Source organism: Gordonia tangerina (assembly GCF_021556435.1).
GTDB lineage: Bacteria > Actinomycetota > Actinomycetes > Mycobacteriales > Mycobacteriaceae > Gordonia > Gordonia tangerina.
In genome coordinates, this window is the sequence record NZ_JAKGCU010000014.1 from 37,893 (window position 1) to 51,899 (window position 14,007).

Sequence of the window (14,007 nt, forward strand, 5' to 3'; positions counted from 1 at the left end):
GTCAGAGGGTCGCGAGCCCCACCACGACGCCCACCGCGAGCGCCGCCATGACCAGCGCCGCCATCACGACCGGCGGATCGAGGCGCTGCCGGCGGGCCGGTCGGGCGGTCGGCAGCGGCCGGGCTGCCTGGCGCTCGATCCGCAACGGCCGGGTCTGGGGTTCGAAGACCGGGGACTCTGGCAGCGGCGGGACCGCCGACAGCGGCAGACCGGCCAGCGGCGCATCGGATCGACGGTAGGCCGTAGCGTGCGGAGCGGAATGCGGTGCGGGACCGTTCGGGTGATGTACCCACCTCGACTGGTGTCGGAGGGGTTCCGTAGGACCGGTGCTGGTCACTGCGGCGTGCACACCTTCCACTCCTCGCCGGATTTCTGCAGGTTGATGGTCACTGTCTGCGGCTGGTCGGGGTTGGCGCTCTGCACCGCGGACACCTCGACCACCGCCTGATCGCCCTCGCCGGTCAGCTTGACCGCCTTGATCTCGTCGATGCGGACCAGTTCGTCACGGGACTTCTGACCGTCGTAGATCTTCTGGAAGTCCGCGTCGCTGATCGAGGCGTAGAACTGATGCCGCTCGCCGCAGGTGACGGATCGCAGCGTGGCCAGATCGCCCTCGTAGAGAGCGGTCGAGAACTCCTCGGCGGCGTCGGCGGCCTCGTCGGCCGGGGCCGGGGGACGCAGGTTCAGATATCCGAAGACCGCACCGGCAGCTGCGAGTACGACGACCACGGCCGCCGCGACAATCCACCATCGGCGGCCTCCGCCGGACTTCTCGCCCCCGGACTTCTCGGCTACCGTCTTCCCGGCCCCAGACTTTCCGCTCCCAGACGTGGCGGACCCGGACGTCGTGGCCCGCTCCGCATCGCTTCTGGACGGGATGACCTCCGGCTTGTGGGCGGCCGTCGACCAGCCCTCGGCTGCGGACGTCTTGGTGGTTGCCGCCCCGGCCGCCCCCGCGGCAGCAGCACCGGTCGCGGCGGCCGCGGCCGGGAACGCTTTCGTCGCACCCGACTTCTCGTCGTCGTCCTGACTGTCGGAGTCGGAGTCGCTCGCGGTGGCGGCAGCGTCGTCGACGTCGACCCACTCGTCGGTCGGGTCGTCGGCGTCGGTGTTGTGGTCGTCGGTCCCGCCGGCGTCGGCCTCGGCGCCGGTGGCGTCGGCATCGGATGCACCGTCATCGGGTGTATTGCCATCAGCGGGAGCTTCGTCGGACTCGCCGTCGGCTGCGGGGGACGGCGCGGCGACCGTTTCGATCGACTCGAGGTCTTCTAGTTCGTCATCGTCGGGTAGGTCATCTCGTCGGATGACGGTGGTCGCCGAATCCGTGGGCCCGATCCCACCGCCGGGCTTCGCGCGCTCGGTCGGAGCCTCCGGCTCGGTGTCAGCGTCGGCCGCGGTGGTGTCCGCGTCGTCGACGGCGCTGATGCTGTCGAGGTCTTCGAGCTCGGAGATCTCGGGCAGGTCCTCGCGTCGGATGACCGCGGTCGCGGAGTCGATGCCCCGGCCACCCTTCGGCTTCGGCCGGGTGGGCTCGGTCTTCACCGGCCCGGCGTCGGTCGTCTCGGCTGGGTCTGACGCCTCGTTGTCGGACTGTTCGGTGTCGGCAGGTTCAGACCGGTCCTCCGCGGCGTCTCCGGCCTCGTCGCCGTTTCCGGCTGCCTCTTCGAGCGCTGTCGCGTCGTCCTCGGGGGCCGCGGGCCCGGCCTCGGCATCATCGGCCGATTCGGTGTCGTCGGCATCATCGGCCGATTCGGCGTCCGACTCAGCCTCGGTCTGCTGCTCGGGGGTGCCCTCGTCTTCGTCGGCGGTCCCGTCGGAGGCCTCCGGCGCTGCCTCGTCTGTCGACGAGTCATCAGAGGGGTGGGCGTCGGCGTCGGGCTCAGCATCGGAACCGTCGTCGGTCGTGTCGCCGGTCGTGACATCGTCCTCTGCGGATTCCGCGACGGGGTCGCGTTCGGGCTGGTCGTCGACCGCAGCGGTCGGGTCGGTTGACTCGTTCGCGTTCGCCGACGCGTCATCCGAGGAGGATTCGTTCAGGCCGTCGTTGTTCGTCTCGTCTGTCACCGCTGCGTCGTCGCCCTTCGTACTGTCGACCCAGGAATCGTCCGGACCACGACGGCCGGGTCGGGCCGCCTGGTCGTTACCGCGATTACGCCACGCCTGCAGGGCGCGGCCGATCAACGATCCGTCGTCGCGTGCTGAAGGCATCGTCGTCTACACCCCGCTTCCCCGGATGGAATCTGATCGGCGTCGGTGAGTGTGCGACGTTCCCCGCCGAAGGGGATACGTCGTGGCCGATCGCGCCACTCACCCTAGCGAATGGCCCCCCGATTCAGCACTCGGTGGGCGCGGTTCACACTGCTGACGGCATTGCCTGGCCCGCCCAACAGTCGGGTCGAGTGGACCGGCCGGCTCTCCGCCCGCGCCGAGGCGAGGTGCTTGAATGGTGTGGTGACTTCTTTCGGAGATCTCCTGGGCCCGCAGCCGGTGCTGCTCACCGGCGACGACGAGGCGGAATCGGACCTGCTCAACGGGACCGCACCCGCACAGGTCGCCGCCGCACACCCGACGGCATCCATCGCCTGGGCGTACCTGGCGGATGCGGCGCTCGAGGCGTCTGCGGACGGCTCGGACATCGGCAAGGTCATCGAGGCCTACGCGTACGCGCGCACCGGGTATCACCGCGGACTCGATCAGCTGCGTCGACACGGCTGGAAGGGATTCGGTCCGGTGCCGTGGAGCCATGAGCCGAACCAGGGTTTCCTGCGGTGCGTCGGTGCGCTCGCCCGTGCGGCCAACGCGGTCGGTGAGCAGGACGAGTACCTGCGGTGCCTGGACCTGCTCAACGACAGTGATCCAAGCGCTGTGACGCACCTCGGACTGGCGTGATCGACAGCCGGCGCGACCACTGATCGCAGAGATCGACCAACCGCCGTGACCGAATGGCTGCGCGCCCGCCTCAACGCGTTGCCTACTCCGCTGCATCGACGCGTCCGCCGACTGTGGCTGTCGATCGTCCCGATCATCCAGTGTTCGCTGGCAGCCGGGGTCGCGTGGTGGGTGGCTGTGGTGGTGTTCGGCCATCCGCAGCCCTTCTTCGCGCCCATCGCCGCCGTCATCTCGCTCGGACTGTCGCTGGGCAAACGATGGCGTCGCTCGGCAGAACTGGTCAGCGGTGTGGTCATCGGGATCTTGGTCGGTGATCTGCTGATCTCGGTGATCGGCTCGGGTACGTGGCAGATCATCGTGGTGGTCGCACTCGCGATGACCATCGCGGTGTTCATCGACGACGGGCCGCTGATCCCGATGCAGGCCGCGTCGTCGGCGGTGTTGGTGGCCACGTTGCTGCCGCCGGGTGGCGTGGGCGGCTTCCACCGTGCGATCGACGCCCTGATCGGTGGTCTCATCGGCATCCTCATCGGGGCGCTGGTCCCGGTGAATCCGGCGCATCGGGCCCGACGCGATGCCGCCGGCCTGCTTGCCACGATGCGGGATGCGTCGAGACGCCTCGCGAGCGGTCTGCGCGAGATGGACGAGGCCGAGGTCTTCGCCGCGCTGGCGTCCGCGCGGGGCACTCAGGAGGCCATCAACACGATGCGGTCCGACATGCGCGGCGGCAAAGAGGTCAGCGCCATCTCCCCGCTGTACTGGACGTCGCGCGAGCGGCTTCAGCGCATCTCGGCAACCGCCGACCCCATCGACAACGCGGTGCGCAACTTCCGCATCATCGCCCGGCGCGCGTTGGGCATGACGCAGCGCGGGGAGGCGCTCGACCCGGCCATCATCGACATCCTCGACGACATCGGCGAGGCCTTCGAGGTGCTTCGCGCGATGATGATCGCCAAACCGGGCGAGGAACCCGACCAGGCAGATGCCGCGCGAGTGCTGCGCAGCGTCGCGCGCAAGGCCAAACCCGAGCTCGTCGCACATAGTTCGCTGTCGGAGACGGCGGTGATGGCCGAGCTCCGTTCATTGCTGATCGACATGTTGATGATCAGCGGCCTGCGGCGGTCGTCGGCTGCGGCCACCCTGCGCTGACACCACGTCACGCCCATCGTGGGGAGCGCCACTCTTGTCATATATGCGAAAACCTGCATATATTGGCGGCGAGATGGGACATTCACATTCGCATTCGCACGGGCCGACGGCGGCCACCGCGACGTCGGCGGGTCATCGCCGGATCTGGCCGATGGCACTGGCCGCCGGAATCATCGCCGCGTACTTCGTCGTCGAACTCGTGACCGGCCTGCTGGTCGACTCGCTGGCATTGATCGCCGACGCCGGCCACATGCTCACCGACGTGGTGGCCCTGCTCATGGGTCTCGTCGCATTGCTCCTGGCCAGACACGGCTCGGCCACCGACGACCGCAGCTTCGGCTGGCATCGGGCCGAGGTGTTCACCGCCGTCGCCAACGCGGTCCTGCTCATCGGTGTCGCGGCCTTCGTGCTCTACGAGGCGATCCGCCGCATCGGCACCGACCCCGAGGTTCCCGGCTTGACGCTCATCGTGGTCGCGCTCATCGGGCTCGCCGTCAACGTCGCGATGATGATGCTGCTGCGCGCCGACTCCCGGCAATCGATCGCCGTACGCGGCGCCTACCTGGAGGTCCTCGCCGATGCGGTGGGCAGTGTGGGGGTGTTGGTCGCCGGTGTCGTCGCACTGACCACGGGGTGGGGGTACGCCGATGTCGTGGTGGCGGTGCTGATCGCCCTGTGGGTGGTACCGCGGGCGGTGCGACTCGCGCTCGATGCGATGCGCATCCTCAACCAACAGGCTCCGGCACATGTCGACGTGGAGGCTCTCCGGCGCGAGTTGGCCGCCATCCCGTCGGTCGACGACGTCCACGATCTGCACGTGTGGACGTTGACCACGGGGATGGATGTGGCGACGGTGCACCTCGACAGCGATTGTTCGAACACCGATGTGCTGGCCGCCGCGCAGGTGGTCATGGCCCGCCACGGACTCGAACACGCAACCATCCAGGTGGATCCGGCCGCGGTGCAGCGTCGCTGCCGCGACGAACTCACGTGGTGACTGCAATCGATATTCGGTGACGTGTACCGGTGTCGGCTGGGCATTCTGACACCCATGACGACCGACGAACTCGCAACTCTCACACGTAAGCCCGACCGCGCCGGTGATCGCAGGCTGCTTGACGAGGTCCTCGACGAAGCACGAGTGGGAGTGCTGTCCACGGTCACCGACGATCGCCTCCCGTGGTCGGTACCGATGCTCGCCGCCCGTGACGGTGATCGGCTGTTGATCCACGGGTCGTCGGGGGCCGGTGCGTTGCGGCACGTCGCCGCCGGTGCGCCGGTGACGTTCACGGCGTTTCTTCTCGACGGACTGGTGGTCGCGGAGACGTTGTTCGACCATTCGGTGAACTATCGGTCAGCGGTCGTGCGCGGGCGGCTGCAGCCGGTCAACGCTGACGACGGTTCCCGTGCGCTCGACATCTTCTCCGATGCGATCCTGCCCGGCCGCAGTGCCGAGGTGCGTGCGCACACGCGTAGAGAACTGTCGGCGACGGCGATCCTCGCGTTGCCGATCATGGACGGGTGCTGGCTGGCGAAGGCGCGCGCCGGCGGACCCGGAGACGACGGGGCCATCGGGTGGACCGGACACGTACCGATGAAGACCGTCTACGGCGATCCGGTGACCGCGACGCCGGGTGCGGTGCCGGCGTCGGTGCGGGGTCTGCTGGAGCGGTGATTCTTGGTCTCCGGAGGGTCGGTTCTCCGACATCGCTTGCGGCTCAACGGACGTTGCACTTTTCGGGTGATTGTGCCGGTCGCAGGCCCGCCGGTTTCGCGGCCCCGGCCGGGCAATGTGTGTAAGGTAGGCTAAGCTAACTTGCATGTGTAGGGGTGTTTCCGGTTTGAATCGACTGATGACATCCTCGGCGCCGTTTTCAGGGGCGCGTTGTGAAGCTCAGCGAACCTCGCCACGACGCCCACGGTGGTTCGGGCGCACGGTGATAGCGGCGATTCTGCTCACCGTGGTGATGTCACAGTTCGGGCCCGGACCGGCCGACGCGCGCGACCCCGACCAGCGCGCCACGCTCACCGGGCTGACTCAGGTCGACGGGACCCTCTGGCAGATGATCGTGCGATCGCCGGCGATGGGGATCGACATTCCGTTTCAGGTGATCCGTCCGGCCGGTGCCCCAATCGGCGCACCCACCCTATATCTGCTCAACGGCGCCGGCGGGGGAGAGGACGGGGCCAACTGGCTCGCGCAAACCGACGCCCAGCAGTTCTTCGCCGGCAAGTTCGTCAATGTGGTGATTCCCGCACGCGGTCTCGGTAGCTACTACACCGACTGGATCGCCGCCGATCCGCAAGTGGGGCAACCGATGTGGGCCACCTTCCTGACCGATGAGCTGCCCGACGTCGTCGATGACGCATTGGGCACGAACGGTCGCAATGCCATCGCCGGACTGTCGATGTCGGCGACGTCGGTACTCGACCTGGCGACCATCGCGCCGAGCCTGTACCGGTCGGTGGCCTCCTACAGTGGCTGCGCCCGCACCAGTACCCCGGAGGGCGAGGCCGCAGTCCGGGGCATCGTCTACACCGCTGCCGGTGGCAATGCCGACAACATGTGGGGTCCGACGGGATCGCGGCAGTGGCGCGCACACGACCCGTATGTCAACGCCGAGAAGCTTCGCGGAACCCACCTCTACCTGTCCAGCGGCAGTGGTGCACCGGGACGGTACGACACGCCGAGCGCGCAGGCGCCGGGTGCCCCGCCGATCGCCAACCAGATCCTGGTCGGCGGCGCGTTGGAGGCGGCCACCCGCGCGTGTACCGAGGCGATGGCGAACAGGTTGCGGCAGTTGTCCATTCCGGCGCAGGTGCACCTCCCATCCACCGGCACCCACTCCTGGGGGTACTGGCAGGACGAGTTGCACCGGTCCTGGCCGACATTGGCGGCAGGGCTCGATGGCTGAGCCGGCCACCACGGTCGCCCGGTGGCGCGCGGTAGCCGGCCGTTACGCGGATGCGATCGCGGTGCGCAGCCCGGATGGTTCGCTCACCTATGGTGCGGCCCGTGATCGCGCCGACGAACGCGGCCGCGCGCTGGCCGCCGCCGTCGACGAACCTGGCCGGCCGATCGCCGTCGACGTCGAGTCCGATGTCGACTCTGTCCTTGCCGTGCTGTCGGTGCTCTGCTCCGGCCATCCGGTGATCCTGCTGGACCCGCTGTTGCCCGCGGAGCGGCGCGAACACATCCTCGCATTTTCGGGGGCCCGACGGTTCGATCCCGCGTCAATGGCAGCGTTGCCCCCGTCCGACGCTCCGGTGCCCGAGCCCGACCCGATCGATCCGTCGATCCTCATCTTCACCTCCGGCTCCACCGGAAAGCCCAAGGGGCTCATCCACTCCCAACGAGGCTGGGTCAACCAGGCCACCGACGGTCGCGAGTTCCTCGGTCTCGGGCCGGGTGATCGGATGGCCGTGCTGTTGCCGATCAGCTTCGGTGCCGGCGTCGACTGCCTGGTGATGGGTTTGCTCAACGGGGCCACCCTCCTGCTGTGGGATGTGCGCCGGCGCACCACTACCGGCCTGCGTGACTGGCTGTGTGCCGAGGCCGCGACCACCGCGCACTGCACGCCGTCGCTGCTGCGGTCGTGGCTCGGTGACCTCGACACCGACGCCGCACTCCCTGAACTGCGCCTGCTGTCGACCTGTGGTGAACCCGTCCGCGGTGCCGATGTGACCCGGGTGCGGCGCACCGTGATGCCGTCCGGCACGTTCTGCAGCTGGTCGGGTTCCTCGGAGATCGGCAATCTCGCCTTCAACCTCTTCGGGCCGGACCGCGCAGTGCCCGATGGGGCCGTGGCGGTGGGCATTCCGGCCGGTGACAAGCATGTGCGGATAGTCGACGACAACGGCGACGATGTGGACGCCGGCGACGTCGGGGAGATCGTGGTGGAGTCGGGTCACCTGGCGTCGGGTTACCACAACGACCCCGAGCTCACGGCGCAGCGGTTCGAACCGATCGGAGATGGCCGGTCGCGCTTGCGCACCGGAGATCTGGGCCGTTTCGATGACAGTGGGATGCTGCATCTGCTGGGTCGGCGTGATGATGCGATCAAGGTTCGGGGCTACCTGGTGGAGCCCGCCGAGGTGGAGACCGCGCTGCGCGCGATGCCGTGGACCGTCGACGCCGTGGTGTCGGCGAATACCGAACGTACCCAACTCATCGCCCACGTCGCCGTTGATCCGTCGAAGTGGACTCCGTCGCCCGCTGAAGTTCGGACAGCGCTCGCCACGACGCTGGCGCCCTGGATGATTCCCCGTGACGTCGTCATCATGACCGAGCTCCCGCGAAATGAACGCGGGAAGGTGGACCGGGTGGCGTTGCCGGAGCCGGCGGCCCGGCCGAAGCCCGATCCACCCCGCGGCCCGACCGAGTCGATGCTCGCCCTTCTGTGGCAGGAGATTCTCGGACTGGACCAGGTCGGACGGCAGGAAGATTTCATCACGCTCGGTGGCGACTCACTCGCCGCGGCAACCATGATCGCCGACATCAATCATCGGTTTCAGGTCGAACTCGATACCGGCCTGTTGACGCAAGCGCCGACCGTTGCCGAGTTCGCCCAGCATCTCGATGCTGCTAACGAGAGTCGTGAGAAGACGGCAACTCCGCGCACGCTCGTCCGGCTGCGCGAGGGCGTGGGCAGCCCGCTGTTCCTGGTGGCCGGGGCAGGCAGTCTGGCAACGAGTCTGACGCCATTGGCACGTGCGCTGGCCACGCCACGGCCGGTCTACGGTGTTCAAGCCCGTGGGATCGAGGGCCGCGGTCGTGCTGACCAGTCGATTCGCGCCGCCGCCAGACGATTGATCCGGGATGTGCGATCGGTGCAACCGCGGGGGCCATATCTGCTGGGAGGCTATTCGTGGGGCGGTTTCGTAGCGATCGAGGCCGCCGCGCGCCTGTCCGCTTCGGGTGAGCACTGCGAGAGTGTGATCGTATTGGACTCCATCATCGATCCCATCCTGGCCGCAGCAATCAGTGATCCGAAGCGAAGGAGACGCTGGCGGGTCGCGGTCGATCCGGCGCCGGCAACTGTGACCGGAGCTCTGCCGGATCGCTCGGGTAAACCGTCGGTCGGGGTCGAGACACGCTCGCGATGGCAGATCGCCTGGAATGTTGTCGTGATGAACGTGCTGATGTCTGCCGCCGGCTTGGTGAGGCTACCCACGACACTGCAGTGGACGGTGTTCTTCGATCTGGGAACGCGAATGATCCGGCGGCACCGGCCTGTACCCTTCCCAGGCGACATCATGCTGATCCGATCACGTAGCAACACAGATGATCTCAGCCTTTGGCGGCATTTTTCGCTCGCTGCGGTGCGTCCAGTGGATGTGTCCGGAGATCACCATTCGATGGTTCGGACGCCCTACGTGAGCGAAACCGCCAAAGCTGTGGGAACCGCTATCGGTGAAAGAGTGCAGGAGGGTGCCCGGTGACGGATTCGTGTGGTGTGGTTGCCGTGATCTCGTCTTACGAGCCCGATGCGGGCCTTGTGGCGACGGTGGATTCGGTCATCGGGCAAGTCGACCGCGTCGTGATCGTCGATGACGGATCACCGTCTTTGATCGGCGATCCCGCGGGGACGGTGCGAGCCGTGCTTGACCGGTGTGCCGAGGTCGGCGCGACCGTGCTGGAGAGCGGAGACAACCGTGGGATCGCCAGCGCGCTGAATCGAGGCGTGACCAACGCGCTCGACGGTGGTGCTGACCTGATCTTGACACTCGATCAAGACACGGTCCTCGATGTCGACTACGTACAGCGGATGGTCGCGCATCGCGAACTGGCAGCGTCCGTCGGCATCACAGACATGATGGTCGCGCCGAGTGAGATCAACGGTGAGGTGGCGCCATTCTGGTTCGCCCACCGCGGACTCACACTGGCCTTCGAACCTCTTCAGTCGGGGATGCTATTTTCCCGCCGGCTCTTCGAGTTGATCGGCCTCTTCGAAGAAGGCCTGTTCATCGACTGCGTAGAGACCGAGTTCTATCTCCGCGCGCGAGCACGCGGTGTGCACGCGCTGATCGTTCCCGGAACATGTATCCATCATCGATTGGGTCACCCCGCGACCTGGACAGTGCCGCGGCCCCTGCGCTGGGCGCTGGGCAGACGAGGTTCGGTGCGACCGTGGAGTTCACCGAAGACGCACCGTTCCGGCACTACTACATCGCGCGAAATCGACTGGTCCTCTACCGCCGATACGCTCGAACCGAGCCGCTGTGGTGCGCGGTCTCCATCGCCAAGGACACATTGAGTCGGGGCAGGGCGATGCTCATCGGGTCGCATCGAGTATCGCGAATTTACCTGACTGCCAGTGGTTTCCGTGCCGGTATCAAGGGTGACACTGGGCGTATCCCCGCCCGTACTCTCGCGCGTAGTCGGGGTCGAGGGGTGTCACATCCAAGTGAGGAACGGCGGGCACGTCACGCGCGTCGCAGGCCGCGTGCGGTGTCGGTGGTGATCCCAGCGCGCAATGCGCGAAATCTTATCGATCGCCAACTAGAAGCGCTCGCGACCCAAGACTATCCTGCCGGATTCGAAGTTCTGATCTGTGACAACGGCTCTCGAGATGGCCTGCGTCGGCATATCGAGACCCATCGACTCCGCGAGAAGTTGCAGATGAAGTGGCTCGATGCCTCCGAGCGGGCGGGTACCTCGTTTGCGAGGAACGTTGGTTCCAGAGCTGCGGCTGGTGATCTGATTGTCTACTGCGATGCAGATGACATGGTGCATCCCCAATGGCTCCGTCATATGGTCGAGACCGCAGGGTTTCACAATGTGGTCAGCGGTGGGGTCGAGACCACCTCGTTGAACGCACCTGAGGTCGCGAGTTGGCGTCCGATGCCCGACGCCGAGGAGCCTTTCGAGTTCCCCGGTTTCATGAATGTCGTCAGCGGCTGCAACATGGCGTGCTGGCGAGATGACTTCATGGCTGTCGGGGGATTCGACGAGACTTATGTCTCGGGCTACGAAGACGCGGACTTCGCGCTGCGCGTACAGCTGCGGGGCGGAACGGTGGGCCATGCACCCGAAGCGCTGGTCGGATACCGGCTTCGTGAAACCCTGCGTGGAACATTCTCCCAATCTGCGCAGTATGGTTTGGGGAACGTACAACTGTACGCAGACTATCGGGACTACGGCATGCCCAGGCGGCCAGTCATAGCACTCCTGGACGTCCTGCTCTATCTGACTTTGAGAAATCCTTTGCTGCCCGAGGTGGTCACGAGAGTTCCGGCCGGGCGCTGGCTGTTTCAGGCAGGGCACCTGCTGGGCCGCATCAAAGGCAGCGTGCGTTACGGCTGCTTCTACGTCTGATTCTCACCCCCGCAGCGCCGCACGGCGGTATCCGATCAGGGTGGGGCCGGTGAACAACACCAGCAGTGCTGCCGACCATGCGGTCGTCAGCATCAGCGGCTGCATCAGTTCGCCACCGGTCGCCATCGCTTTGATGGCCTCCACCCCGCAGCTGAGTGGTTGATACTCCACGATCGGGCGTAACCAGGCCGGATATGCGTCGGCAGGCACGAAACCGGTGTTGAAGAACATCGCCAGGTTGGTCCCGATCGCCACCCATTCGACGATGTGAGAGTCGCGCGACAGCAACGCCATCGCGGTCACCATCATCGAGAACGACAGGCCGAAGGCCATGGCGACGGCCAGGATGCCGAGGTAGCCGAGGATGCCGCTCTCGATGCGGAATCCGATGATCGTACCCACCAGCAGGATGAAGCTCACGGTGACCGCCACGCGTACCGCCTCGGCCGCGAGCCGGCCCGTCATCGCCGCGGCCCGGTGCACCGGCAGCGTCCACAGCCTGGTGAGCAGACCCGACGTGCGTTCTCGCCGCAGACCCAGCCCGCTGATCGACGCCCCCGACATCGCACCGATCAAGGCGACCATCGGCACCATCCCGAACGCGTACGAGGTGCCGGAGCGATCACTCACCGAGCGATCGAGGACCAGCCAGAACAGCAGCACCATCAGCGCCGGGAAGAGCAGCGATTGCAACAGGGTGGCGGGATCCTTGGTCCACTTCACCAGGATTCGCTGGGCCTGCAGAGCCGCGCCGCGCAGCAGCGCGGTCGAGGTCGGCTCCGGTGTCCACAGGTCACGCTCGGGGAAGGGGAGCGGTCCGGTCGCAGTGGTGGCGATGTCGGACGTTGTTGCGTGCTTCATGTGTGGGCCCGCCGATGGGTCTGGGTGTGGTGAGCGATACCGACGAACACCACGGCGAGAGCGCCGAGCCACACCAGCGCCGGCAGTGCGGTGTGCATCGTCGGTTCACCGGCGGCCAGTTCCCGCATGGTCGCGGCGAAATGTGAGATCGGCTGGTTGCGGGCGAACGGCTGGGCCCAATCGGGGAAACTGTCTTCGGGGACGAATCCGGTTGACAGCAGCCCCAGCACCAGCTGTGGCAGCACCAACAGCTGCGAGGTGGCCTCCGGACTTCGGGCGATCAAACCGAGCGAATCCGCGCCGATGGCCAGGACCAGTCCCAGCGCCAACGCGAAGGTGACGAAACCCAGTGTGTCCAGCGGATCTCCGTCGAACGAAAAACCCAGCAGTGCCCCGAACACCAGCGCCGCAACCATCGAGATCACCGATCTGATCATCGAGGTGCTCATCCGGGCGAACAACGGAACGAGCGGGCGAACGGGCATCGACGCCATCCGGCGACTCATGCCGCGCAGCTTCTCCAGCGTCGCCCGTTGCGCTGCGGCGACAGCGGTGAATGCAATCGCCTGCAGCACGATGATCGGCATGAGGAACTGCGCGTAGTCGATACCCCGGTCGGCCATGATCAGCCGCAGCGGTAGATAGAAACCGAGCGCGAACACCATCGGCATCACCACTGCGATGACGAATTCGCCCTCGGAGTGGGCCGAGCGAACGGCACGTCCGGTTGCCGCGACCCACTGCCGCCAGAACACCGGACCGCGGACGAATACGGCCGGGTCGGATCGGTCCGGCCACACGACCGGGAGATGCGCCGTCACCCGCCGACACCCACGTGGTCACCGGGCGGGCCGGTGAGGGTCAGGAAGACGTCGTCGAGGGTCGGCTTGCGCAGACCCACATCGAGCAGCCGCACACCGGCGGTGCGCGCGAGCGCGATCACCTGCTCCATGGTCGCCACGCCGTCGGGTGCGGTGAGAGTGACCGCACCATTCGCCGAGACCGAAGGCCGATGTGCCGCACCGAGTTCACCGGCGATGGCCGCAACGAGCGTTGCACTCTGGGTGGGATCATCGAGGATCGCCTCGCAGTAGGTGCCGCCGACCTGCTGCTTGAGTGAGTCGGCACTTCCCTCGGCGACCACACGTCCGCGGTCCATCACGATGATGTTGTCGCTGAGCAGATCGGCCTCCTCCAGGTACTGCGTGGTGAGCAGGGTGGTGATGCCATCGGCGCGCAGCGTCTCCACCAGTGACCACACTGCCTGCCTGCTGCGGGGGTCGAGGCCCGTCGTCGGTTCGTCGAGAAACACCACCGATGGCCGGGTGACGAGGCCGCACGCGATGTCGAGGCGTCGGCGCATGCCGCCGGAGTAGGCGTACACGGGCCGCTTGGCGGCATCGGTCAAACCGAATCGTTCCAGGAGGTAGTCGGCACGTTCGCGGGCGGCGCTTCGCCGCAGACCCAGCATGCGGGCGAAGAAGACGAGATTGTCGCGGCCGCCGAGGGTTTCGTCGAGCGCCGCGTACTGTCCGGTCATCGAGATGGCGTTGCGGACGCCGGCCGGATCATCGATCAGATCATGTCCACACACCTGCGCAGACCCGGAATCGGGCTGGATCAATGTGCACAGCACGTCCACCAGGGTGGTCTTCCCGGCCCCGTTGGGCCCCAGGATGCCCAGTACCCCGCCGCGCGGCACATCGAAGGACACACCGTTGAGGGCATGGACCGATTCGAACGACTTGTGCATGTCGCGAACCTTGACGGCCAGATCTACAACTTGCGTT

General features: G+C 66.8%; 13 protein-coding genes. 8 read left to right on the forward strand and 5 right to left on the reverse strand.

Features of this window, described 5'->3' with window-relative positions:
• Window position 1: 1 nt before the first annotated feature.
• Both L1892_RS15140 and L1892_RS15145 read right to left on the reverse strand, forming a co-directional pair.
• Window positions 2-337 (reverse strand): hypothetical protein, encoded by a 336-nt coding sequence (locus L1892_RS15140; protein ID WP_235724438.1) that lies wholly within the window; start codon window positions 335-337, stop codon window positions 2-4.
• Window positions 334-2,208, reverse strand: a complete 1,875-nt coding sequence (locus L1892_RS15145; RefSeq protein ID WP_235724439.1) for an Rv0361 family membrane protein — start codon at window positions 2,206-2,208, stop codon at window positions 334-336. The genes L1892_RS15140 and L1892_RS15145 overlap by 4 nt, the downstream gene beginning before the upstream one ends.
• A 243-nt stretch (window positions 2,209-2,451) precedes the next feature.
• Here L1892_RS15145 and L1892_RS15150 point away from each other — a divergent pair, with 243 nt between their 5' ends.
• The 8 genes from L1892_RS15150 to L1892_RS15185 all read left to right on the forward strand — a co-directional run bounded on the left by L1892_RS15150 (window position 2,452) and on the right by L1892_RS15185 (window position 11,356).
• Window positions 2,452-2,889: a DUF3151 domain-containing protein gene (locus L1892_RS15150; RefSeq protein WP_235724440.1), complete on the forward strand. Its 438-nt coding sequence runs from the start codon at window positions 2,452-2,454 to the stop codon at window positions 2,887-2,889.
• A gap of 45 nt (window positions 2,890-2,934) precedes the next feature.
• Window positions 2,935-4,038 carry an FUSC family protein gene (locus L1892_RS15155; RefSeq protein ID WP_235724441.1) on the forward strand — a complete coding sequence of 368 codons (1,104 nt, stop codon included), beginning with the start codon at window positions 2,935-2,937 and terminating at the stop codon, window positions 4,036-4,038.
• A 73-nt stretch (window positions 4,039-4,111) separates the two neighbouring features.
• Window positions 4,112-5,035 (forward strand): cation diffusion facilitator family transporter, encoded by a 924-nt coding sequence (locus L1892_RS15160; RefSeq protein ID WP_235724442.1) that lies wholly within the window; start codon window positions 4,112-4,114, stop codon window positions 5,033-5,035.
• Window positions 5,036-5,089: 54 nt separating this feature from the next.
• Entirely contained in the window at window positions 5,090-5,713 is a 624-nt protein-coding gene (locus tag L1892_RS15165; protein ID WP_235724443.1) for a pyridoxamine 5'-phosphate oxidase family protein, read from the forward strand.
• 292 nt (window positions 5,714-6,005) lie between these two features.
• Window positions 6,006-6,953: an alpha/beta hydrolase gene (locus L1892_RS15170; protein ID WP_235724504.1), complete on the forward strand. Its 948-nt coding sequence runs from the start codon at window positions 6,006-6,008 to the stop codon at window positions 6,951-6,953.
• Window positions 6,946-9,480 carry an alpha/beta fold hydrolase gene (locus L1892_RS15175; RefSeq protein WP_235724444.1) on the forward strand — a complete coding sequence of 845 codons (2,535 nt, stop codon included), beginning with the start codon at window positions 6,946-6,948 and terminating at the stop codon, window positions 9,478-9,480. Before L1892_RS15170 ends, L1892_RS15175 begins: the two co-directional genes overlap by 8 nt.
• Window positions 9,477-10,295: a glycosyltransferase gene (locus L1892_RS15180; RefSeq protein ID WP_235724445.1), complete on the forward strand. Its 819-nt coding sequence runs from the start codon at window positions 9,477-9,479 to the stop codon at window positions 10,293-10,295. Before L1892_RS15175 ends, L1892_RS15180 begins: the two co-directional genes overlap by 4 nt.
• A gap of 194 nt (window positions 10,296-10,489) precedes the next feature.
• On the forward strand, window positions 10,490-11,356 hold the full coding sequence (locus L1892_RS15185) for a glycosyltransferase family 2 protein (protein WP_235724446.1): 867 nt from the start codon (window positions 10,490-10,492) through the stop codon (window positions 11,354-11,356).
• Between the two features lie 3 nt (window positions 11,357-11,359).
• Here the strand turns inward: L1892_RS15185 and L1892_RS15190 are convergent, their stop codons facing one another.
• Genes L1892_RS15190 through L1892_RS15200 form a run of 3 tightly spaced genes read right to left on the reverse strand, consistent with a single transcriptional unit; the run spans window position 11,360 to window position 13,970 of the window.
• On the reverse strand, window positions 11,360-12,217 hold the full coding sequence (locus tag L1892_RS15190) for an ABC transporter permease (protein ID WP_235724447.1): 858 nt from the start codon (window positions 12,215-12,217) through the stop codon (window positions 11,360-11,362).
• Window positions 12,214-13,038 (reverse strand): ABC transporter permease, encoded by an 825-nt coding sequence (locus L1892_RS15195; protein WP_235724448.1) that lies wholly within the window; start codon window positions 13,036-13,038, stop codon window positions 12,214-12,216. The genes L1892_RS15190 and L1892_RS15195 overlap by 4 nt, the downstream gene beginning before the upstream one ends.
• Entirely contained in the window at window positions 13,035-13,970 is a 936-nt protein-coding gene (locus L1892_RS15200) for an efflux ABC transporter ATPase subunit, DrrA-related (protein ID WP_308191710.1), read from the reverse strand. The genes L1892_RS15195 and L1892_RS15200 overlap by 4 nt, the downstream gene beginning before the upstream one ends.
• Window positions 13,971-14,007: the final 37 nt, after the last annotated feature.

Bases quoted from the DNA above. Each gene is read 5' to 3' on its own strand.
- L1892_RS15145 (WP_235724439.1), bottom strand. From the start codon at position 2,208: ATGCCTTCAGCACGCGACGACGGATCGTTGATCGGCCGCGCCCTGCAG.
- L1892_RS15160 (WP_235724442.1), top strand. From the start codon at position 4,112: ATGGGACATTCACATTCGCATTCGCACGGGCCGACGGCGGCCACCGCG.
- L1892_RS15165 (WP_235724443.1), top strand. From the start codon at position 5,090: ATGACGACCGACGAACTCGCAACTCTCACACGTAAGCCCGACCGCGCC.
- L1892_RS15170 (WP_235724504.1), top strand. From the start codon at position 6,006: ATGTCACAGTTCGGGCCCGGACCGGCCGACGCGCGCGACCCCGACCAG.
- L1892_RS15175 (WP_235724444.1), top strand. From the start codon at position 6,946: ATGGCTGAGCCGGCCACCACGGTCGCCCGGTGGCGCGCGGTAGCCGGC.
- L1892_RS15190 (WP_235724447.1), bottom strand. From the start codon at position 12,217: ATGAAGCACGCAACAACGTCCGACATCGCCACCACTGCGACCGGACCG.
- L1892_RS15200 (WP_308191710.1), bottom strand. From the start codon at position 13,970: ATGCACAAGTCGTTCGAATCGGTCCATGCCCTCAACGGTGTGTCCTTC.